Source organism: Actinomadura sp. GC306 (assembly GCF_004348665.1).
Classification (GTDB): Bacteria; Actinomycetota; Actinomycetes; order Streptosporangiales; family Streptosporangiaceae; genus Spirillospora.
This window is the reverse complement of the sequence record NZ_SMKM01000095.1, coordinates 1-21501: the sequence shown is the minus strand read 5'-3', so window position 1 is coordinate 21501 and position 21501 is coordinate 1. Positions and strand designations below refer to the sequence as shown.

Annotated in this window: 23 protein-coding genes and 1 pseudogene; 10 read left to right on the top strand and 14 right to left on the bottom strand. The window is 73.6% G+C overall.

Translation table 11 applies throughout. The features are described 5' to 3' along the window. The 4 genes and pseudogenes from E1200_RS15790 to E1200_RS15775 all read left to right on the top strand — a co-directional run. Positions 1-373, top strand: a pseudogene (locus E1200_RS15790) (hypothetical protein); the annotation flags it as partial. Continuing rightward, complete coding sequence (locus E1200_RS15785; protein WP_131952751.1) at positions 370-810, top strand: roadblock/LC7 domain-containing protein; 441 nt, start codon at positions 370-372, stop codon at positions 808-810. The pseudogene E1200_RS15790 and the gene E1200_RS15785, both read left to right, overlap by 4 nt. Before the next feature lie 6 nt (positions 811-816). Next, positions 817-1200, top strand: a complete 384-nt coding sequence (locus E1200_RS15780) for a DUF742 domain-containing protein (RefSeq protein ID WP_131952750.1) — start codon at positions 817-819, stop codon at positions 1198-1200. After that, positions 1181-1786, top strand: coding sequence for an ATP/GTP-binding protein (locus E1200_RS15775; protein ID WP_131952748.1), 606 nt, complete (start codon positions 1181-1183; stop codon positions 1784-1786). The genes E1200_RS15780 and E1200_RS15775 overlap by 20 nt, the downstream gene beginning before the upstream one ends. A 6-nt stretch (positions 1787-1792) precedes the next feature. Here the strand turns inward: E1200_RS15775 and E1200_RS15770 are convergent, their stop codons facing one another. Continuing rightward, entirely contained in the window at positions 1793-2410 is a 618-nt protein-coding gene (locus tag E1200_RS15770; RefSeq protein ID WP_131952746.1) for a TetR/AcrR family transcriptional regulator, read from the bottom strand. Between the two features lie 73 nt (positions 2411-2483). Here E1200_RS15770 and E1200_RS15765 point away from each other — a divergent pair, with 73 nt between their 5' ends. From E1200_RS15765 to nrfD, 3 genes are all read left to right on the top strand, one after another. After that, complete coding sequence (locus E1200_RS15765; RefSeq protein WP_131952745.1) at positions 2484-3620, top strand: acyl-CoA dehydrogenase family protein; 1137 nt, start codon at positions 2484-2486, stop codon at positions 3618-3620. 158 nt (positions 3621-3778) lie between these two features. Beyond that, positions 3779-4597, top strand: coding sequence for a 4Fe-4S dicluster domain-containing protein (locus E1200_RS15760; protein ID WP_243708592.1), 819 nt, complete (start codon positions 3779-3781; stop codon positions 4595-4597). 83 nt (positions 4598-4680) lie between these two features. Further along, positions 4681-5718 (top strand): NrfD/PsrC family molybdoenzyme membrane anchor subunit, encoded by a 1038-nt coding sequence (gene nrfD / locus E1200_RS15755; protein WP_243708591.1) that lies wholly within the window; start codon positions 4681-4683, stop codon positions 5716-5718. 38 nt (positions 5719-5756) lie between these two features. Here the strand turns inward: nrfD and E1200_RS15750 are convergent, their stop codons facing one another. Beyond that, complete coding sequence (locus tag E1200_RS15750) at positions 5757-6293, bottom strand: DoxX family protein (RefSeq protein WP_131952742.1); 537 nt, start codon at positions 6291-6293, stop codon at positions 5757-5759. A 231-nt stretch (positions 6294-6524) separates the two neighbouring features. On the opposite strand from E1200_RS15750, the gene E1200_RS15745 reads away from it, so the two are divergent. Both E1200_RS15745 and E1200_RS15740 read left to right on the top strand, forming a co-directional pair. After that, on the top strand, positions 6525-7166 hold the full coding sequence (locus tag E1200_RS15745) for a hemerythrin domain-containing protein (RefSeq protein ID WP_131952740.1): 642 nt from the start codon (positions 6525-6527) through the stop codon (positions 7164-7166). 132 nt (positions 7167-7298) lie between these two features. Further along, complete coding sequence (locus E1200_RS15740; protein ID WP_131952739.1) at positions 7299-8975, top strand: ubiquinol-cytochrome c reductase cytochrome b subunit; 1677 nt, start codon at positions 7299-7301, stop codon at positions 8973-8975. On the opposite strand, the gene E1200_RS15735 is transcribed toward E1200_RS15740, so the two are convergent. The 5 genes from E1200_RS15735 to E1200_RS15715 form a co-directional block, all read right to left on the bottom strand. After that, positions 8950-9510 (bottom strand): TetR-like C-terminal domain-containing protein, encoded by a 561-nt coding sequence (locus tag E1200_RS15735; protein WP_131952738.1) that lies wholly within the window; start codon positions 9508-9510, stop codon positions 8950-8952. The genes E1200_RS15740 and E1200_RS15735 overlap by 26 nt on opposite strands. 43 nt (positions 9511-9553) lie before the next feature. Continuing rightward, on the bottom strand, positions 9554-10258 hold the full coding sequence (locus tag E1200_RS15730; RefSeq protein WP_243708590.1) for a Crp/Fnr family transcriptional regulator: 705 nt from the start codon (positions 10256-10258) through the stop codon (positions 9554-9556). A gap of 83 nt (positions 10259-10341) precedes the next feature. Then, positions 10342-10983, bottom strand: a complete 642-nt coding sequence (locus E1200_RS15725) for a LysE family translocator (RefSeq protein ID WP_131952736.1) — start codon at positions 10981-10983, stop codon at positions 10342-10344. A gap of 60 nt (positions 10984-11043) precedes the next feature. Further along, entirely contained in the window at positions 11044-11832 is a 789-nt protein-coding gene (locus tag E1200_RS15720) for a DUF427 domain-containing protein (RefSeq protein WP_131952735.1), read from the bottom strand. 71 nt (positions 11833-11903) lie between these two features. Further along, positions 11904-13271 carry an erythromycin esterase family protein gene (locus E1200_RS15715; protein WP_131952733.1) on the bottom strand — a complete coding sequence of 456 codons (1368 nt, stop codon included), beginning with the start codon at positions 13269-13271 and terminating at the stop codon, positions 11904-11906. 311 nt (positions 13272-13582) lie between these two features. On the opposite strand from E1200_RS15715, the gene E1200_RS15710 reads away from it, so the two are divergent. Continuing rightward, positions 13583-14716: a DUF2637 domain-containing protein gene (locus tag E1200_RS15710; protein WP_207933371.1), complete on the top strand. Its 1134-nt coding sequence runs from the start codon at positions 13583-13585 to the stop codon at positions 14714-14716. A 494-nt stretch (positions 14717-15210) separates the two neighbouring features. Here E1200_RS15710 and E1200_RS15695 read toward each other — a convergent pair whose 3' ends face one another. The 7 genes from E1200_RS15695 to E1200_RS15665 all read right to left on the bottom strand — a co-directional run bounded on the left by E1200_RS15695 (position 15211) and on the right by E1200_RS15665 (position 21445). Next, entirely contained in the window at positions 15211-15468 is a 258-nt protein-coding gene (locus E1200_RS15695) for an NAD-dependent epimerase/dehydratase family protein (RefSeq protein WP_131952728.1), read from the bottom strand. A 43-nt stretch (positions 15469-15511) separates the two neighbouring features. Continuing rightward, positions 15512-16114, bottom strand: coding sequence for an ABC transporter permease subunit (locus E1200_RS15690; RefSeq protein WP_207933370.1), 603 nt, complete (start codon positions 16112-16114; stop codon positions 15512-15514). A 173-nt stretch (positions 16115-16287) separates the two neighbouring features. Further along, positions 16288-17418 (bottom strand): hypothetical protein, encoded by a 1131-nt coding sequence (locus E1200_RS15685; protein ID WP_131952726.1) that lies wholly within the window; start codon positions 17416-17418, stop codon positions 16288-16290. Between the two features lie 88 nt (positions 17419-17506). Further along, positions 17507-19729, bottom strand: coding sequence for a carbamoyltransferase HypF (gene hypF, locus E1200_RS15680; RefSeq protein WP_243708589.1), 2223 nt, complete (start codon positions 19727-19729; stop codon positions 17507-17509). 62 nt (positions 19730-19791) lie between these two features. Next, positions 19792-20427 carry an SRPBCC family protein gene (locus E1200_RS15675; protein WP_131952724.1) on the bottom strand — a complete coding sequence of 212 codons (636 nt, stop codon included), beginning with the start codon at positions 20425-20427 and terminating at the stop codon, positions 19792-19794. Positions 20428-20439: 12 nt separating this feature from the next. Continuing rightward, positions 20440-20778: a metalloregulator ArsR/SmtB family transcription factor gene (locus E1200_RS15670; RefSeq protein WP_131952723.1), complete on the bottom strand. Its 339-nt coding sequence runs from the start codon at positions 20776-20778 to the stop codon at positions 20440-20442. 46 nt (positions 20779-20824) lie between these two features. Then, positions 20825-21445 (bottom strand): FMN reductase, encoded by a 621-nt coding sequence (locus E1200_RS15665; protein WP_131952721.1) that lies wholly within the window; start codon positions 21443-21445, stop codon positions 20825-20827. Positions 21446-21501: the final 56 nt, after the last annotated feature.

The window sequence follows — 21501 nt, the reverse complement described above, 5'->3', positions numbered from 1 at the left end:
CGCCCATCCGCCGGCCGCCCCGCCGGCCGACCCGCTGGGCGCTCCGGCGGGCGCGCCGAACGGGGACCGCCCGGGGGACGACCCGCACGGCGGCGACGGCGCGGACGGCGAGGTCGAGGACAGCGAGGTGACCGGCCGCCTCCCGCGGCGGGTCCGGCAGCGCGCCCTGGCGCCGCAGCTGCGCAGGTCCCGGCCGGCCGAGGCCGCGCCGGCCGAGCACGCCGCGGCGGACCCGGACGACGACTTCGACGAGCCGAGTCCGGAACTCAGCCGCGACCTGATGTCCTCGCTACAGTCGGGGTGGCTGCGCGGAAGGGACGCCGAGGACACATCAGGCAATGACGATCCGCGCGACGAATGGGGGGAATCATGACGCAGCAGAGCCACGCCACCGGGGAGCTGGACTGGCTGCTCGACGATCTTGTGGAGCGGGTCGGGGAGGTCCACCAGGCCGTGCTGCTGTCCCGGGACGGGCTGGTCATGGGCGCGTCCGGCGGCGTCACCCGCAAGGACGCCGAGTTCCTCGCCGCGCTGTCGTCGGGGTTCCACAGCCTGGCCAACGGGGCCCGCGAGCACTTCCAGGCCAAGCAGGTGCGGCAGACCGTCGTCGAACTGGACGGCATGCTGTTCTTCGTCATGCCGGCCGGCCAGGGCAGCTGCCTGGCCGTGCTCAGCGACGCGGGCGGCAACGCCGGCCTGGTCGCCTACGAGACCACCATGCTGATCAAGCGGGTGCGGCGGCACCTGGCCGCCGCGCCGCGCGCGACCGCCGGGGCCGAGGACGCGCCGGCCCCGGGCGTCTCGGACTGAGCGACCGTGGAGACCCCCAGAGAGCGGTGGATCGGCCGCGACGCGGGCCCGATCGTCCGGCCGTACGCGGTGACCCGCGGGCGCACCCGCCCCCGCGGGCTCGTCGTCGACCTCGTGAGCATCTTCGTCGCGACGGGCCGGACCCCGGGCGACCGGATCTGGCTGTCGCGCGAGCAGCGGCGGCTGCTGGAGCTGTGCCGGCGCCCCTCCACCCCCGCCGACCTCGCCTCGGAGACCGACCTGCCGTTCCGGGTCGTGCAGATCCTGCTGGAGGACCTGCACCAGTACGGCCTCGTCGAGGAGATGCCGCAGGCCGAGCACGGCGAGCGGTCCGACCGTCCCGATCCCCGCATACTGATGAGAGTGCTCGATGAACTCCGCCGCCTCTAGCCCCTCCTCCGCGCCGCACTCCTACGACGAGGACGTGCCGCAGCACACACTGAAGATCCTGGTGGCCGGCGGCTTCGGCGTCGGCAAGACCACCCTCGTCGGCTCGGTCAGCGAGATCCGCCCGCTGCGCACCGAGGAGGAGCTGACCGACGCCTCGACCGGCGTGGACGACCTCCACGGCGTGGAGCGCAAGACCACCACGACCGTCGCCATGGACTTCGGGCGGCTGACGTTCTCCGGCGGCGTCCGGCTGTACCTGTTCGGGACGCCCGGCCAGGAGCGGTTCTGGTTCATGTGGGACCAGATCGCCTACGGCGCGGTCGGCGCGATCGTGCTGGTCGACACGCGGCGGCTCAGCACGAGCTTCGCGTCCATCGACTTCTTCGAGCAGCGGGAGATCCCGTTCGTCATCGCCGCCAACGTCTTCGACGGCGCCCGCAAGTACAGCGTCGACGAGATCCGCGACGCCCTGGACGTCGACCCGCACGTGCCGGTGATGCTGTGCGACGTGCGGCGCCGCGAGACGGCGCGGGACGTCCTCGTCGCGCTGGTGGAGCACGCCGTCCAGTCGTCCTCGCACGTCTAGCGGTGTCTAGGGGCCGGCGGGGACCGGGGTCATCCGGGCGACGATGAGCGAGGCGAGGGCGGCGTAGGCGGCCGAGTCGTCCAGGCCGGTCTGCGCCTTGATCTCGCCGCGGTGGATGGACTCCATCACCTGGCCCGCGACGGCGCCGACGAAGGCCGCGTCGGTGCCGGCGGCGCCGGTGCCGGCCGGCAGCGCCTCGCGGACGAGGCCCTGGACGCGCTCGACGGCGAAGCGCGTGTTCCGCTTGTAGATCTCGCGGGCGGGCGGGAACGCGTCGAGGTCGGCGAAGAACGCGGGTGACGCGGGCGCCAGCTCGGCGGAGATCGCCCGCAGGTAGGCGCCGACGCGCTCGCGCGGGTCGGCGCCGGCGTCGAGCGCGGCCTCCACGCGCTCGGTCGCGCGGCGGAAGAACGCGCGGACGACCGCCACGATGATCTGCTCGCGGCTCGCCGCGACCGAGTACAGGGTGCTCTTCGAGCAGCGCAGGACGGCGGCCAGCTCCGCGACGCTCAGCTCGGCGAAGCCGCGTTCGAGGAAGACGTCGATGAGGCGGCCGACGAGCAGGTCGCGCCGCCGCAGCGCCCGGGCGGCCCGGGTGGCGTGCGCTCCGTCCGGCGGGGTCATGCCCGGGACAGTACCAAAACCGGTTCGCCGGTACCGCTGTTGGTACTGTGTGCGTGCCGAAAGGAGTCCGCCCATGCCCGCCACCCGGCACCTGCCGACCCCGGAGTCCGAGGACCTCATCGCGCTGACCCGCGAGATCGCGGCCAAGGAGCTGGCGCCGCGCGCCGCGGACGCCGAGCGGACCGGGACGTTCCCCCGCGAGGTGTTCGCGACGCTCGGGCGGGCGGGCCTGCTGACGCTGCCGTACCCGGAGGAGTTCGGCGGCGGCGGCCAGCCGTACGAGGTCTACCTCCAGGTCCTGGAGGAGATCGGCGCGGCGTGGGCCAGCGTCGGCGTCGGCGTCAGCGTGCACGCGCTGTCGTGCTTCCCGCTGTTCGCGTACGGGACGGACGAGCAGCGCGCCGAGCGGCTCCCCGACATGCTGTCGGGCGAGCGGCTCGGCGCGTACTGCCTGTCGGAGGCGCACGCGGGGTCCGACCCGGCGGCGATGCGGGCCCGCGCCGTCCGCGAGGGCGACTCCTACGTCCTGAACGGCGCCAAGGCGTGGACGACCCACGGCGGCAAGGCCGACTTCTACACCGTCATGGCCCGCACGTCCGACGACGGGCCCCGCGGCATCTCGTGCTTCCACGTCCCCGCGGGCACGGCCGGGCTGGAGTTCGACGAGCCCGAGGACAAGATGGGCCTGATGGGGTCGACGACCGCGACCGTCCGGCTCGTGGACGCCCGCGTCCCGGCCGGGAACCTGATCGGGACCGAGGGCCAGGGCCTGTCGATCGCGCTCGCCGGCCTCGACGCGGGCCGCCTCGGCATCGCCGCCGTCGCCACCGGCCTCGCCCAGAGCGCGCTGGACGTCGCCGTCGGCTACGCCAGGGAGCGCGAGGCGTTCGGCAAGGCGATCATCGAGCACCAGGGGCTGGCGTTCGTGCTGGCCGACATGGCCGCCGCGATCGAGTCGGCCCGCGCGACGTACCTGGCGGCGGCGCGGCTGAAGGACGCGGGCCGCCCCTACGGCCGCGAGGCGTCCATCGCCAAGCTCGTCGCCACCGACAACGCGATGAAGGTGACCACCGACGCCGTCCAGGTCCTCGGCGGCGCCGGGTACACCCGCGACTTCCCCGTCGAGCGCTTCATGCGCGAGGCCAAGGTGATGCAGATCTTCGAGGGGACGAATCAGATCCAGCGGCTCGTCATCTCCCGGAGGCTCTGACCGCTCCCCCGGTTAGGGCCCGGCTCGCCGGGAAGGGGCCCCAGCGGGCACCGGGGATAGGAGGTCGTGGGATGAGCAGCCTGGTGGGCCGGAACCTGCTGGCAGGGCCCGAGCCCGACGTGACCGAGAACGCCGGCTACACCGATCCCCCTCCGCGGATGGGCTTCTTCACCGACACGTCCGTGTGCATCGGCTGCAAGGCGTGCGAGGTGGCGTGCAAGGAGTGGAACGCCATCCCCGAGGACGGCCTGGAGTTCACCGGCATGTCCTACGACAACACCCAGGGCCTCGGCGCCGACACCTGGCGGCACGTCGCGTTCATCGAGCAGAACAAGCCCATGGGCCGGGCCCAGGCGAACCTGGAGCACGCGGCCGCCCCCGGCGGCGGGCCGACGGACATGCGCTGGCTCATGGCGTCGGACGTGTGCAAGCACTGCACGCACGCCGCCTGCCTGGACGTCTGCCCCACCGGCTCGCTGTTCCGCACCGAGTTCGGCACGGTCGTCGTGCAGGAGGACATCTGCAACGGCTGCGGCTACTGCATCCCCGCCTGCCCGTACGGGGTCATCGACCAGCGCAAGGAGGACGGGCGGGCCTGGAAGTGCACGATGTGCTATGACCGGCTCGGCGTGGGCCTTGAGCCGGCGTGCGCGAAGGCGTGCCCGACCGACTCCATCCAGTACGGGCCGCTGGACGAGCTGCGCGAGCGCGCCGCCCTGCGGGTCGAGCAGCTGCACGACCTCGGGGTCGAGGACGCGCGCCTGTACGGCGAGGACCCCGGCGACGGCGTGGGCGGCGACGGCGCGTTCTTCCTCCTGCTGGACGAGCCGGAGGTGTACGGGCTGCCGCCGGACCCGGTCGTCACCACCCGCGACCTGGCGTCCATCTACAAGCACTCGGGCATCGCGGCGGCGGCGCTGCTCGGCGGGCTCGCGGCGGTCTTCGCCGCCCACGGCCGCGGCGGAGGCGGGCGGTGAGCGGGACCGGCGGCGACGCAGCGGCCTCTGAGGCTGGAGCGAGCGCGGACGGCGCGGGCGCGCCCGGCGTGAGCAAGGACGGCGTGTACGGGCAGCGGCCGGGGCGCGAGGCCGAGGTCGGCAAGGGCCTGGCCCGCCGGAACGGCAGGCGCGGCCGGCGGCGGGGCGAGCGGGCGATGGTGCCGGAGGCGGAGTTCCGCTCCTACTACGGCCTGCCCGTCCTGAACCCGCCGAGCTGGAAGTCCTTCGACATCGCGGGGTACTTCTTCCTCGGCGGCCTGGCGGGGGCCGGGTCGGTGCTGGCCGCCGGCGCGCAGCTCACCGGGCGGCCGGCCACCGCGCGGGCGATGAAGATCTCCTCGCTGGCGGCCATCGGCGGGTCCACGGTGCTGCTGATCCACGACCTCGGGCGGCCCGCGCGGTTCGCGAACATGCTGCGGGTCATGAAGCCCACCTCGCCGATGAGCATGGGCTCCTGGCTCCTGGCCGCCTACGGCCCGGCCGCGGGCGCGGCGGCCGTCCTGGACGTGACCGGGCTCTTCCCGCGCCTCGGCGGCGCCGCGACGGCCGGGGCCGCCGCGCTGGGCCCGCTGGTCGCGACCTACACCGCGGCGCTCGCCGCCGACACGGCGGTGCCCTCCTGGCACGACGTGCACCGCGAGCTGCCGCTGGTGTTCGCGGGATCGGCCACGGCCGCCGCCGCGGGGATGGGGATGATCGTCTCCCCGACGCGCGAGGCGGGCCCGATGCGCAGCGCCGCGGTGTTCGGGGCGGCGCTGGAGCTCGCGGCGGCGAAGACGATCGAGTACCGGGCCGGCCTGGTCGCCGAGCCGTACAAGACGGGCAAGGCCGGCAGGTACATGCGCGCGGGAGAGATCCTGACCGCCGCGGGCACGGCCGGGGGCCTCCTGTTCGGCGGGCGCAGCCGCGCGGTCTCGGCGCTCAGCGGGCTGGCGCTCCTGGCGGCTTCGGCCTGCACGCGTTTCGGTGTCTTCCACGCGGGCGTCCAGTCGGCGGAGGACCCGAAGTACACGGTGGTCCCCCAGCGGGAGCGCCTCGCCGCCGCCGCGAACGGGTCCGCGAACGGGTCCGCGGACGGGACGGGCGGCGAGGGGGCCTGACGCCGGCGCACGGTGCATGGCGGACGGGGGACGGGTCCTCAGCCTTCGCTCTCGCCCGCGGCCTTGCGGGCGGGACGCCAGAAGACGGCCAGCAGGAGCGCGGCGCCGAGGCCCCCGGCGAGCGCGGTGATCGCCAGGCCCGTCCAGCCGGACAGGTCGGCGGAGATGCCGAGCGCCCGGTCGAGGGACACGGCGCCGCCGCCCAGCGCACCCAGCGCGCACGCCACCATGATGATCATGAGGACGTACTCGTAGCCCTGGCCGGGCCGGAAGATGAAGAAGCCGTTGCGCAGGTGGGCGGTGATGAGCGCGACCGCCATCGTGCCGACCGCGCCCGCGGCCGCCAGCGGGGTGAGCAGCCCGAGCAGCAGCAGGACGCCCGCGCCGAGCTCGGTGCCGGTCGCCATCAGCGCGTGCAGCCGGCCCGGCCGCAGCCCCATCGACTCGAACCAGCCCGCCGTGCCCTCGATCTTCCCGCCGCCGAACGCGTGGTTCCAGCCGTGCGCGATCAAGGTGCCGCCGACCGAGATCCGCAGGACGAGGGACGCGATGTCGATGCCCGCCTCGACAGCCATCCACGGCTCCTTCCCTGAAGTACCGTGCGTGCGCCCCGGTGGGGCGTTGCGTCCCGACAACGTACCGGCTGGGGACGCGCCGCGCCCCGGCGGGTCGGGCGAATATTCACCGCGGCGTGGGGCACATCACAGGGGGTGTGGCCCGGCATCCGTCACGATCGGGGATGCTCGGACCGTCTTCTTCCCGGGTGCCCCGCGCGGGCGGCACCGGAGCAGAGCCTGGGAGGCGCCATGGGCTGCGAACCGAGACGGTTCGACCTGACGATGCTGCACGCCGCGTACGACGCGTTCCGCCGCGACACCGCGCGGCTGGCCGCGGCGGCCCGCGCGGACGGCGCCCCGGTGGACGCGGCCACGATGACGACCTGGTCCCTGTTCACCTCGCACTGGCGCGTCCAGGACCACGCGGAGAAGAACGCCCTGTGGACGGTGATGTACGCCAAGGACGCCGACGCCCCGGGCCGGCTCGGCGTCGTCCTCGACGCGATGGCGCTGCGGGCGGTGAAGGTCGTCCCCCTGATCGACGCGGTGGACGCGGCCCTGGAGCACCGCGACCGGCTCATGTTCGCCCGCTACGCGCCGGATCTGCACGCGGCGGTGAACGCGCTGCTCGACCACAAGGAGTCGGACGTCCTCCCGCTGATCCCCGACACCCTCACGGCGTTCGAGTGGGGCACGTTCGACGTCGAGTTCCGCCGCGAGACCGGGATGCGGGGCCTCGGCGTCTTCCTGCCCTGGCTGCTGGACGGCGCGCCGGAGCCGACGCGCCGCGCCGTCCTGGCCCTGCTCCCGCCGCCGATCCGGCTCTGCTACCGGACGAGCTGGCGGCCCCGCTACCGGCGCCGCTTCGGGGCGGCCGTCCCCGCCTGCTGAGGCCCCGCCCGCCCCGCACGCCGTGTGCGCGGCACCACGTCCGGCGATGTCACATCCGCCGCGCGGACTCCGTCGTATGCACGGGCGCGATGAGCGCCCCGGACGACGCCGTGCGACGAGAGGACGTTGACGATGGCGGGGATTCGGACGGCCGGCGGCGGGCCGGGCGGGCCCAGGCCGCCGAAGGCCGTCGAGGGGACGGCGCGGGCCCTGGACGAGCGGTTCGGCACGACCGGCTTCGCCCGCAGGTCGCTGCGCAAGGCGTTCCCGGACCAGTGGAGCTTCCTGGTCGGCGAGATCGCGATGTACAGCTTCGTGGTCGTCCTGCTGACCGGCGTGTTCCTCACCTTCTTCTTCAAGCCGAGCATGCAGGAGGTGATCTACGACGGCTCCTACGCCCAGCTGCGGGGCGTGCCGATGAGCGAGGCGTACGCGTCCACCCTCGACATCAGCTTCGACGTGCGGGGCGGGCTGCTCGTGCGGCAGATCCACCACTGGTCGACGCTCGTCTTCATGGCGGCGATCCTCGTCCACCTGCTGCGCAACTTCTTCAGCGGCGCGTACCGCAAGCCCCGGGAGCTGAACTGGCTCATCGGAATCCTGATGTTCATGCTCGTGATGCTGAACGGCCTGTTCGGCTACTCCCTGCCGGACGACCTGCTGTCCGGCACCGGGCTGCGGATCCTGGAGGGGGTGCTCGCGGCGCTGCCGCTGGTCGGCTCCTACGCCGTGATGTTCCTGTTCGGCGGGGAGTACCCCGGCACCTCGATCATCCCGCGGCTGTACGTGATCCACATCCTGCTCATCCCGGGACTCCTCGCGGCGCTGATCCCGCTGCACGCGATCGTGCTGACGTGGCGGCAGACCCACACGCAGTTCCCCGGCAAGGGCAGCACCAACCGGACCGTCCGGGGCTACCCGTTCTTTCCGGTGTTCATCGCCAAGACCACGGCGATGTTCCTGTGGGTGCTGGGCGTCACCGTGCTGCTGGCGGCGCTGTTCCAGATCAACCCGGTCTGGCTGTACGGCCCGTACGACCCCGGCGCGATCAGCTCCGGGTCGCAGCCCGACTGGTACATGGGCTGGCTGGAGGGCGCGCTGCGGATCATGCCCGCGTGGGAGATCACCGCGTGGGGGCACACGCTCCCGATGAGCGTGCTCGTCCCGGCGCTCGTCGTGCCCGGCCTGCTGTTCACCGGCCTCGCCGTGTACCCGTTCCTGGAACGGTGGGTCACCGGCGACCACCAGATCCACCACCTGCTCGACCGGCCCCGGGACGTCCCCGCGCGGACCGCTCTCGGCACCGCCGGCGTGGTCTTCTACGGGACGCTCTGGCTCGCGGGCGCCAACGACGTCATCGCCGATCGGTTCCACCTCTCGCTGTTCGCGACGACCTGGTTCTTCCGCGTCCTGATCCTCCTCGGGCCCGTGCTGGGCTACGCCATCGCCTACCGGATCTGCACCGGGCTGCAGCACCGCGACGTCGGGCTCGTCCGGCACGGCCTGGAGACCGGCCGCATCCGCCGGTCGCCGGACGGCGCGTACAGCGAGGTCGAGCGGCACCTCCCGGCGGAGGCGACCGCCGCGATCACCGACCCCCGCCCGGCGCCCGCCGCCGTGCTGGAGGTGCCGCGGCCGATCGACGGGGTGGAGAGCCCGCGCGCCCGCCGGATCACGACCCGGCTGCGCGCCGCACTGAACCGCCGCTTCCGGACGGACCTCGCGGTCGTCCCCGAATCACGCGGGGATGAGGCCGTCGGGGACGGCGACGGCGACCGGACTGTCAGCGTCCGAAAAGGCGGCGGATGACCGGGCGGGCGGCGGCCACGGGATCGTCGCCGAGGTCGGCGGGCAGTGCTCCGCTCAGCCACAGGTGGGCGAAGCCGTGCACGATCGACCAGGCGGCGATCGAGTCCGTACGGTCGCCCTCCTCCGGGCCGCCGGCCGTGACGCCGCGCACGCCCGCCGCCAGCACGCGCCCCGCGCGCTCCCGGGCGGCGCGGACGTCCGGGTCGTCCGGCCGGTACAGCTCGGGGCGGAAGATCACCTCGAAGTAGGGCCGGTGCTCGACGGCGAAGCGGACGTAGGCGAGGCCCACCTCGTCGAGCCGGTCCCCCGCGGCCTCCAGGGCGTCGGCGAACAGGCCGTAGCCCTCGGCGGCGACGGCCGTCAGCACCCCCGCCCGGTCGCCGAAGTGGTGCGCGGGCGCGGCGTGCGAGACGCCGGCGCGGCGCGCCAGCTCGCGCAGGCTCCAGGTCGCCGGGCCCGACTCGGAGATCGCCTCCACGGCCGCGTCGATGACGGCCCGCCGGAGGTTGCCGTGGTGGTAGCTGCCGCCGCTCATGCCCGCATCCTATCTTGCCAGTGACAAGTTGGGGACGCGGGGGCTAGTCGTTCTCCTTGGCGAACTCGCGCAGGCCGGGCAGGTCCACCACGATGATCTTGCGCCAGCCGGTGCGGATCAGGCCCTTGCGGCGCAGGCCGTGCAGCGCCCGCGCGACCGTCTCGCGGGAGGCGTCCATCCAGCTGCCCAGCTCCTCCTGCGACAGCGGCGGGCCGATCTCGATCGAGCCGTCCGGCGCGGGCGGCGCGTGCTGGACGGAGCGCTCGGCGAGCTCGGTGAGCAGCATCGCCAGGCGCCGGGTGCCCCGGCTGGTCACGTGCGCCTGCAGCCGCCGGTCCGAGTCGTCGAGGCGCTGGACGAAGGTGCCCGTGACGAGCATCCACACGTCCGGATGGTCGTCCAGGAAGCCGGTGAAGCGCGCCGCGGGCACCACCAGCGCGCGGATCGGCGACAGCGCCGTCACCGTCGCCATCCGGGGCCGGCCGCCGAGCACCGCGCTCTCGGCCAGCAGGTCGCCCGGGCCCCGCACGGCCAGCACCACGTCGTGGCCGCTCTCGGTGGCCGACGTCACCTTGGCCCAGCCCCGCTCGATGATGATCACATGGTCGGACTCGTCGCCCTGGTACACCAGGGGGCTCTTCACCGGGAACTGCTTCGGCCGCCCCACGGCGCGCAGCGCGGCCTGCTGCGCGGCGTCGAGCGCCGCCCAGAATTCCGGGCGCGGCGGGGTCCCCGCGTACGGTGCCACCAGCCTTCTCCTCGGACCCGAAGTCAACGCCTCGCTGAAACTTTGACATGCCCAGAGTCACCTGGCCGGTAAACCGGAAGTCATCACTTGGGCACGGCGACCAGCCGGACGGCGAGGCCGGTGAAGACCGTCCCGCTGAAGATGTTCAGCCCCCGCGCGACCCGGCGGCTGCGGCGCAGCAGGACGGCGAGCCGCCCGGCCAGCAGCCCGACCCCGGCGTCGACGGCGAGGCCGAGCAGCACGAGCGTCAGCCCGAGGACGAGGAACTGCATCATCGGGTGGCCCAGCGACGGGTTCACGAACTGCGGCAGGAAGGCGATGTTGAACAGGATCACCTTCGGGTTCAGCAGGTTCGTCACGACCCCCTGCCAGTACGCGCGCCGCCGGTGGCCGTTCGCCGGGCCCGTGCCCGCGGCGGCGCCTTCCCCGACCGGATCGCCGCGGTCCCGGAACGCCTTGACCGCGAGGTAAAGCAGGTAGGCCGCCCCGGCCCAGCGCAGCACGTGGTACAGCGTGGGCAGGGCGGTGAAGAGCGCCGACAGCCCGAGCATCGCGGCGACGGCGTGCGTGAGGGCACCGGTCCCCACGCCCGCGGCGGCCATCACCCCGGCGGCGGGGCCGCCGCGCCCGCCCATGGCGACGACGAACATCATGTCGGGCCCCGGGGTGAGGCAGAGGGCGAGCGCCGCGACGACGAACGCCGCGTACAACGATGTGTCCACCATGGTGGAATCATCCGGCAGCGGACCGCCCCGCGCGAGCGGATATCGGGGCGGCCGGCGCGCTCAGGCGTCCCGCGGCGGACCGGTCTCGACCGTCAGGGCCTCGTGGTCGAAGCACAGGTGGCCGACGACCTTGAAGGCGTTCTCCAGGGGCTCCTCGTAGGACCAGGCGGCGTTCTCCGCCCCGTCCAGCGACCAGTACGTCGCCTCGCCCTTGTACGGGCACACCGACCGCTTGCCGCTCCTGCCGAGGAGGCCGGTGCGGACGTCGGAGGCCGGGATGTAGTAGCGGTTGGGCAGCCCGGTCTCCGACAGCACCTTCGGCCGCTCGGTCTCGGCGACGACCTCCCCGTCCAGCAGCACCCGGACGCGCCGGGACGAATCGCGGGCGTCGACGCGGTGGAACGGGTCGCGCAGGTGCCCGCGGACCTCCTCGTCCTCGTCGAACCAGGCGTCCATCCGGCCCCAGTAGAACGCCATGAGCCCGCGCAGCCACGCCGCCTCGGGCTTCGGCTCCGGATACGCCCACACCGCGTTCTCCGCCTGCCGGTCACCGGCGCGGACCGTCCAGTACGAGGCGTCGCCCTTGAACGGGCAGTGCGTCGTGTGGGCGGTCCGCTCCAGCAGGCCGGTCCGGACGTCCTCCTCCGGCACGTACAGGACGGGCAGCAGCCCCGTCTCGTGCAGCAGCTGCCCCCGCTCGGTGTCCAGGACGGTCTCCCCGCCGAACCGGGCCCGGACCCGCCGGGGGAAGTCGTGCATGAACAGCCGGTGCTGCGGCCCGTCGATGCCGTAGTTGACCCTGTCTCCCGGTGAGCCCGCGAGCGGCCCCGGGCCCATGGTGAGCGACATCCGTGTCTCCTAACGCCGTGTTGCGAACGCCGTGTCGCGAACGCCGTGTTGCGGCTCCTTCGCCCGGTTGCTCATACCCCGGACGGCAGGGTCTCCAGCTCACCACGGCGCGCGGCCTCATAGTGCAGCGGCGCCAGCTCGGATGTGCCCCGGAACCAGCACAGCGCGTCGTACCGGCCGGCGAGCCTGGTCGGGACGTACTGCCGCCGGTCGCGGTCCGGGTCGTAGACGACGCCGATCGCCCGGTGGCCGAGCGTGTCGGTCAGGAAGTGCGGCTTGTCCGGCTCGGGCGGCACGATGAACAGCCCCCGGTGCAGCTCCGACTCGGCCAGCAGCGCCTCCAGCGATCCGGGCGCGGGCGGCGGGGCGTGCATGACCTCCATCGGCCCGCCCCAGCGCGGCGCCGCGACCACATCGCCCGGCCCGCCGGCGAACCCGACCACCACCACGTCCTCTTGACCGTGCCGCTCCCGGGCGAGTTCGCCGAGGCTGACCATCCCGGCGTCGGCCATGTCGGTCGCGCGGGCGTCGCCCACGTGCGTGTTGTGCGCCCACACCACGGCCTTGCCCGTCCCGTCCCCCGATGCGTGGAAGTCCATGAGGCGGCCGAGCGTGTCGGCCATGTGGACCTCGCGGACGTTCCACGACTCCGGCCCGCCGGCGATCATCGCGCGGTAGTACCGCTCGGCCCCCGCGGCGACCTCGGCGTTCTGCCGGGCGTCGAAGACCTCGGCCGGGTCGCGGGCGTCGTCCCGCCCCGCCGGCCGGCGCAGCGCGGTGAGCAGCGCGAGGACCTCGTCCCGGCACCCCTCCGGGATCAGCGCGGTGTTCCAGCCGTACGCCCGCGGGTCCTCGACGTAGGGCTCGAAGCAGCCGTAGGCGTCCAGCGCCGTGTCCAGGTGCTCGGGACGGTGCTCGGCCACGTGGTCGACGGCGGCCCGCAGCGACTCCCACAGGCTGTACACGTCCAGCCCGTAGAAGCCCGCGCGCTCGCCCGGCGGCAGGCCGGCGTTCCGGTCCCGCAGCCAGCGGCAGAAGCCGGCGGTCTCCTCGTTGGCCCACATCCACGTCGGCCACCGCTCGTAGGCGTCCAGGACGTCGCGCGGGTCGCCGGGCGCTCCCGGCGCCAGCGTCACGCTGCGCCCGACCCTGCGGCAGTCCGGCCAGTCCCCCTCGACGGCGACGAACGCGAACCCGCGCTCGGCGATCAGCCGCCTGGTCAGCGCGGCCCGCCACGCGTAGTACTCGTGCGTGCCGTGGCTCGCCTCGCCGATGAGGACGCAGCGGGCGTCCCCGATGCGGTCCATCAGCGGGTCGAGGTCCTGCTCGACCTCCAGCGGCAGCGCCGCGCCCAGCACGTCGTCGGCGGTGTTCTGCCCGGGACCGGCTCCGGGTCCCGTCCGGGGACTCGCGGCGGGAATCAACGCGACCCCCTCCATTCTGCGAAGAGACTGCTATTTTCCGACTGTTTACGGGCCTTTGAAGTTCCCATTGCGTACTTGCTGCTTCCTGGGTGCGGCATGACAACATTCCCCCTTTGTCGCCTTCCTCCCGACCTTCCCGATATCTGGGCATCGATTCGCCTTCCGGGCACGTGGACCAGGCGGCCGGCGCACCGCGGCGGGCCATCCGGGCCGGAACCGGAAAATGCGACCGACACGTGATGCGGTTCCCCCACGAAACGGCAAAGGAATGGATAGCCTCCCTTCGACAACTTTCATTTGGTAAGAAAAACTGGAGCGCACTCCACATGAGCGTTGCCAACCGGGCACAGGTCATCACACGGTGGGGGGCCATAGCCTTCATGGCGACGGCGGTCGTGACCGCGACCGCCGGTGGCTTCGCCCAGTCCTACGCCGGCCTCTACCACTGGGCGCTGGAGCACGGCCTCCGTGGCTGGAAGGCCGAGTCGTTCCCGCTGCTGGTCGACCTGTTCATCATCGTCGGGGAGCTCGGGCTCTTCCTGCTGGCCATCGACGCCTTCGTGCTGCACCGCAAAGCCCTGATGAGCTGGCTGGACTTCTGCCTGCCGCTCTCCATCGCGCTCGCGGGCTGGACGGCGAGCCTCATCTTCAACGTCGGCCACGTCGGCCAGAAGTCGTTCTCCTACCAGGCGACGGCCGCCGTCCCGCCGATCGTGTCGATGCTCGGCCTGTTCGTCCTGCTGCGGACGCTGCACCGGTACGTGTCACAGCAGGCCCAAGAGGAGGAGCCCAAGGCACCGGAACCGCAGCCGCGGGCCATTGCCGGGCCCGTCACGCTGAACCAGATCACGTTCATGCCGCTGCGCAGCACCGGCCCGCTGCCGCAGATCCAGGTCCCCGGCCACTCCGGCAAGGCGCTCGAATCCGGCACCGCGGAGGAGGCGGCCAAGGCCCAGGACGCCGCCGCGGCCAAGGCCGCTCCCGCCCCGCAGGCGGCACCGGCCATGAGCGCCCCGGCCCCGGCTCCCGCACCGGCTCCCGCACCGGCTCCCGCACCGGCTCCCGCACCGGCTCCGGTTCCGGAGCCCGAGCCGGAACTGGCCGTCGTCAGCGCCGCCGCGCGCGGCGGCCTCAACGGCCACGGCGACTACGCCGCGGTCGCCGAGCAGCCCGCCCCCGCGCCCGACCCGGAGGCGCTGCGCGCCCTCGTCATCGAGGTCCTCGAACGCCGCCACGGCGACGTCGCCGCGACGCTCGCCGAGGTCCGGGCCGCGGGCCACGCCTGCGACCAGGCCGAGATCCAGCGGATCAGCGACAACCACTGGTTCCCGTACGCGGTGTACCGGCTGCTCGCCAAGCACCACGGCGACGGCGAGCTCGTCGCGGCGGAACTGACGTCGCAGGGCATCGTCTACGACCGCGCCATGCTGGACGAACTCGTCCGCTCCTGGCGCGTCTGACCCGCCGGCCGCGCCACCCACCGCGCTAGCCGCCGCGGTCCTGCCCGCGGGACGGGCCGGCGCGCAGCCGCGCGTGCAGACCGCCGTCCACCCGCAGCACGTGCCCGTTGAGCTGCGCCGCCGCCGGCGACGCCAGGTACAGCGTCGCGTCGGCGACCTCCTCGGGCGCGGTGGTGCGGCCCGACGGAGGTCGGCCGCGGGCCGCACGTCGCCGACCACGCTGGCCGGCGCGACGCAGTTGGCGCGGATGCCGAGACCGCCCAGTTCGACGGCGATCGCGCGGCTGAGCGCCTCGACGCCCGCCTTGGTCACGTCGTAGGCGCTCTGGTCCTCGTGCGCGCGGGAGGCGCCGCCGCGCCCGAGGTCGCGCCGGTACCGCACGGCGCGCACCGACAGCAGGTACGCCGACCGCAGGTTCGCGGCGATCACCGCGTCCCACACGTCGGCGCCGATGTCGATGAACGGGGTGCGCAGCTCGGTCATCGCGGCGTTGTTCACCAGCACGTCCAGGCCGCCGTCGCGGCGCAGCCGCTCGAACACGGCGTCGGCGACGTCCTCGCGGGCCAGGTCGCCGGGCATCGCGCCGACCCGCGGCACGCGTCGAAGGCCTTGAGGCCCTCGGCGTCCACGTCCACGGCGAGCACCTCCGCGCCCGCGGCCGCGAAGCGGTGCACGAGCGCGCGGCCGATGAGCCCCGCGGCGCCGGTGACCAGCCCCCGCTCCCCGGTGAAGTCGAACCGCACCCGGCTCACGTCGTGCCCCCGCGGGTCCGGCGGGCGCTGAGCTGCGTGGGGTTCATCTGCCGGGAGCCTCTCTCACCTGGGCGACGATCTGGGTCGGGTTGACGAACATCAGCGCGATGAGCAGCAGCAGCGCCGACAGCGCCATGTAGATCACGGCCATCGCGTCGATGGCCTGCGCGGCGCGGATCCCCGGGGTGAACGCGGCGCTGTACAGCGCGACGATCAGCGTCTGGCTGTCGGCGTCGGCGACCAGGAAGGTCAGCTCGAACATCGCGACGGTCCGCACCAGCACCAGGATCCCGGCGGCGAGGATGCCGGGCAGCAGCAGCGGCACCAGCACCCGCGCGAACACCTGCCGGGTGCGGGCGCCGCACATCCGCGCCGCCGACTCCAGGTTCGTGTCGATCTGCTCGACGAACGGGGCCATGACGAGGATGACGAACGGCAGCGCCGGGACGAGGTTCGCCGCGATGACACCGGTCATCGTCCCGGCCAGGTGCACCTTGTACAGGACGGTGGCGAGCGGGATGCCGTAGGTGATCGGCGGCAGCAGCACCGGGAGCAGTAGCAGGAACATCACGACCCGCTTGCCGGGGAAGTCGCGGCGCGCCAGCGCGTACCCGGCGGGGACGCCGATCAGCAGCGACAGCGCCACCACCACGAGGGTGATCTGCAGCGTAACCGAGATGACGAGCAGTGGAAGAAGGCGGCGTAGTTGCCGAGGGGGCCGCCGCCGTCCTGCGATTGCGGCTGCGGCTGCGGAACAGTGTCAATGGCGGGCGGGAAGAAACCGTGCGCGTGACTGACCCGTGACCTCGTCCGGCGAGGTCAGTACGCGTGGGCCGTACCGCAGTCGCGGACGCCGTAGGGCGATGCCTGGAACCGGCCGTTGGCCGCCCTCCCGAAGGAGTCGATACCGCCCAGGCAGGCGTACCGGGGCCGGTCCTCGCTGGTGAGGGCGATGAGGTGCCAGGTGTTCGGCTCGCCGGGGATCGTCTGGGTGACCCGCATCGGCTCGCCTTCGGCGAAGGTGAAGAAGATGATGTCCTGCGGATCGCCCTTCCTGATCACGCCGTGGCCGGTGCGGCCGTCCGGGTCCATGAGGGCGCCGCTCACGTCACCGGCGCCGTCCGGCTGCTGGAAGAGGACACGGCCGCCGCGCAGGTCCGCACCGCGAAGTCCGGAGTCGAGCGCGTGTACGGCGACGTTCCCGATGTCGCGTCCGGACATCCCTGGCCGAGAGGTTCCGGAAGGTTCGTCCGGCCCGACGTCGCCGATGGTGTAACCGACGGTGCGGTTGTCGGCGGCCCAGACGATCTCTCCGATGAGAGTCGGGCCGGCCGTGCCGAAGGTGCGGACGTCGCCCGAGCCGAGTTCGCGAACGGTCAGCGCGGCACGCGGTCGCGCCCCATCGTCGCAAGGGGCCGTCGAGTAGGCGACCCGGTCACCGTCCGGGCTGATCGCGAGCCCCGCGACGCGGGACGGGACGACGCCACCCGGCAGCGGCTCGATCCCGGTCACCTGGCCGCCGGCGGTGAGACGGAAGCGGTAGAGACGTGTCTCGCACGGCTGCTCCCGCGACGAGACGGCGAAGAAGTCCCCGCCGGGCCCGGCGACGAGCTCGCGCACCCGGCCGGCGGACGGGGACGGCGGCCGGACCGAATCGACCGGACCGCCCACGCCACCTTGCCGGATCGCCCGCACCTCGAACCATGGTTCCGGTCCGCGCACCTGCGCCGGATGGCCCATGCGCCCGGCCGAGAGCAGAAAGCGCGGCTCTTCCCCGGCGCGGGCGGGCGTCCCGGACGCCCTGGGCTCCCCTGCCAGCACCTGCACCGCGCCGATGGAGGCCGCGACCGTCACGGCCATCGCGACCGGAGCCGCCCAGCGCCGTACCCGCCAGGACCACGGCTCGGCATTCCGCGGCTCGTCCCATCCGTTCGCCGTCCCGTTCTCCATCCGGATGATCATGCCGTGCCGGGCGGGCGCGCGGACGGATTCCGGCGGATCGTGGGCGATCGCGGTTTTCGCCTGACAGCGGGTCGCGTCAGGTGGGGAGGGAGCGGGCGGTGGCCACTGCGGCTTGGCCGAGGCTTAGGCCGCCGTCGTTGGGTGGGACGTTGTGGTGCGTCAGCACCTCGAAACCGGCGGCGGTGAGGCCGGCGACCGCGCGGTCCAGGAGGAGCATGTTCTGGAACACGCCGCCCGAGAGCGCGACCGTGCCCAGGCCGGTCGTGTCCCGCAGGCGGGTTGCGGCGTCCACGATCAGGGCGGCGACGCCGTTGTGGAACCTCGCGGCGATGAGCGGGACCGGGACTCCAGCGCGGAGGTCGGCTACGGCCGCGTCCAGCAGGTCGGACCCGGCCACCGTGAACGCCGTCCCGCCGTGGACGGACGCCCGGTAGGCGGCGCGTTCGGACGGGTCGGCGCGCTGTTCGAGCTCGGCGGCGGCCTGGCCCTCGTAGTGCACGCGGTCGCGGATGCCGAGGACGGCCGCCACGGCGTCGAACAGGCGGCCCATGCTGGAGGTGAGCGGCGCGTTCACGCGGCGGCGGGCCATGGCGGTGACCGTGTCCCACTCGGGCCGGCGGGCCACCGGCAGGTCGTCCGGGACGCCGTACGCGGCCGCCATCCGCCACGGTTCCCGGATCGCCGCCGCGCCGCCCGGCATCGGCACCGGCTCCAGATGCCCGGCGCGCTCAAAGCCGCGCAGGCCGGCGACGAGGAACTCGCCGCCCCAGAGGGTGCCGTCCGTCCCGAAGCCCGTGCCGTCGAAGGCGACGCCGATGACCGGGCCGGACACGCCGTTGTCGGCGAGGCAGGACGCGATGTGCGCGTGGTGGTGCTGGACGGCGACGGCCGGGAGGTCCTGGTCGAGCGCGTACTTGGTCGACAGGTACTCCGGATGCGGGTCGTAGGCGAGGAGTTCGGGGGTGATGGCGAACAGGCGCCGGAAATGGGCGATCCCCTCCTCGTAGGCGCGGAGGGTCTCGTAGTTCTCCAGGTCGCCGATGTGGGGGGAGACGAACGCCCGGCCGCCGCCGGCCAGGCAGAAGGTGTTCTTCAGCTCGGCTCCGCACGCCAGGACGGGCGGCCCGTCCGGGATCGGGACGGGCTCGGGCGCGTATCCACGGGATCGCCGCACCGGGAGCGGGCGGCCGCGGAAGACCCGGACGACCGAGTCGTCCGCCCGGGTGTGGATCGGGCGGTCGTGGACGAGGAAGGCGTCGGCGATGCCGTCGAGTTGCTTCAGGGCGTCGTCGTCGCGGTGGGCGATCGGCTCGTCGGAGGCGTTACCGCTGGTCATGACCAGCGGCTCGGTGACCAGGAGGTGGTGGAGCGGGGTGTAGGGCAGCATGAGGCCGAGCGTCGCGTTGCCCGGTGCGACCGCCTCGGCGAGGGGGGCGCCGGGGCGGCGGCGGGCCAGGACGATCGGCCGCCGGGGGCCGGTGAGCAGCGCCTCCTCTGCGTCGTCGACGACGCAGAGCGCGCGGGCCGCCGCCATGTCCGGGACCATGACGGCGAAGGGCTTCTCCTCGCGGTGCTTGCGGGCGCGCAGCGCGGCGACCGCGGCCTCGTCCGCCGCCCGCACCGCCAGGTGGTAGCCGCCCAGGCCCTTGACGGCGAGGACGGCGCCGTCCTCGAGCAGGGCGCGGGCGGCGGCGACCGGGTCGTCCGGCGGCGGCGAGTGCGGCAGGAGGGTCAGGGACGGGCCGCAGGCCGGGCAGCACACCGGCTGGGCGTGGAACCGCCGGTCGGCGGGGTCCGCGTACTCGGCGGCGCACGGGCCGCACATCGCGAACCCGGCCATGGTCGTGTTCGGGCGGTCGTAGGGGACGTCCGTCACGATCGTGTAGCGCGGCCCGCAGGCGGTGCAGTTGAGGAACGGGTAGCGGTACCGCCGGTCGGCCGGGTCACGCAGTTCGCGGAGGCAGTCCTCGCAGGTCGCGGCGTCCCAGGACACCGCCGCGCGGCCCTCCGCCGGGGCCGCGGCGACGCTGTCCACGATCGTGAAGCCGTCGTCGCCGCGCGGGTCCAGGTCGCGGGTGGTGACGCGGTCGACGGCGGCGAGCCGGGGCGGGTGCGTGCGCAGGGCGTCCAGGAACCGCCCGACGCTGTCGGGCGCCCCCTCGACCTCGATGAACACGCCGCCCGCGTCGTTGCCGACCAGGCCGGAGAGCCCGAGGCCGGTGGCCAGCCCGTGCACGAAAGGGCGGAATCCGACGCCCTGCACGATCCCCTCGACGCGGACGCCCACCCGGACGTCCACCTGGTCATTCCTGCCCAGCCCGCGCCCGCGGAACCGGACGCGAACGCGTCAGCCCCCGGCGGTCATTCCGCGCTCCCGGTGTAGGCGGCGACGGTGCGGTCGGCGCAGGCACGGGCGACGGACTCGTCGGCGCCGGACTCCACGTGGGCCCGGCACCACGCCTCGCCGCTCTGCCGCGTGAACTCCTTGCCCTCGTCCGACATGGCCCACTCCTGGCCGGCCTCCGGCCCCGGTGCGCCCTCGGACGACAGGTGCAGGGCGAGGCCCAGGAGCCCCTGGTCCCAGCCGATGCCCACTGCGGCGGGACCGAACTGTCCCCACATGTCGTCGTCGACGTGCGCGATGTGCTCCAGTTCGAGGCGCGCCCGGCCGTCCTCCGCCGGGGAGAGCCGGACCTCGATCCAGCTGGTCATGCCGCCGTACTCCCAGGTGGCGGAGAAGCCCTTGGGCGGGTCGCAGCGCTCGATCGTCCCGCTCGCGTTGCCCGCCAGCTCGTAGCGGCCCCCGAGCCGGAGGTCGCCGGAGACGGGCAGGAACCAGCGCCCGATGCGCTCGGCGGTGGTCACCGCGTCCCACAGGTCCTCGACGTCGGTGTCGTAGACCTGGCTGACCGTGCTGGTCCGCGCGGTGCCGGCCTCCAGCACGCGCTCACCGACCCGGCGCCGCACCGCGTTGATCTGCCCCGTCACTTCGACCATGGTTCGCTCCTGTCATTGCCGGTCCTGGCGGCGTGCGCGCTTGCCCCTGGCGATCTCGGTCGCCAGGGCGTCCAGATGCGGGGTCCAGAACCGGCGGAAGCGGTCGAGCCACGCGTCGACCTCCTCCAGCGGCGCGGAGTCGACGGCGTACAGGCGCCGCGTCCCCTCCGCGCGCACAACCGCGAACCCGGTCTCCCGGAGCACCTTGAGATGCTGCGACACCGCGGGCTGCGAGATCCCGAACTCCTCCCGGATGACGGCCGTCACCTCACCGGAGGACCGCTCGCCGTCGGCGAGCAGTTCCAGGATCCGGCGCCGTACCGGATCACCCAGCACATCGAATGCGTGCACGGCACCAACCTACAGTCTTCGCTTATATAAGTCGAACCTTAATAAGCTATCGGCTGTTCGCGGACAGGAGGTCGGCGAAGGAGACGGGGTTCTCGTACGGGTCGGGCTTCGGCGGAGCGGGCCGCTCACCGACCAGCGCGGCCAGTTCGGCGCCGGCGCGGCCGATCCGCTCGGCCAGGCCCTCGACGGCGCCGTCCGCGCCGCCCCAGTCCTCGGACGCCGCGTACACGGCGGTCGGGACGACGGCGGCGCGCAGGTAGGCGAACAGCGGGCGCATCGCGTAGTCGATGGCGAGCGAGTGCCGCTCGGTGCCGCCGGTCGCGCCGAGCAGCACCGGCTTGCCGTCCAGGGACTCGCGCTCCAGGACGTCGAAGAACGTCTTGAACAGGCCGCTGTAGGAGGCGTTGAAGACGGGCGTCACGGCGATGAGGCCGTCCGCCCCGGTCACCGCCTCCACGGCGGTGCGGAACTCCCCGGCCGGGAAGTGCGTGAGGGTCGCGTCGACCATCGCGTGCGCGTGGTCGCGCAACTCGATCGTCTCGACCGCGACGTCCTGCTCGAGGTCCCGGCGGAGGGCCTCCGCGGTGGCGGCCGCGAGCCGGTCGGCGAGCATGCGCGTCGAGGACGGCTGCCCGAGGCCGGCGGAGATCACCGCGAGCTTCGTCATCGGACCTCCTTCGCGGTCTCGCGCTCCGCCGCGGCCCGGGAGGCGTGGGTGGGGGC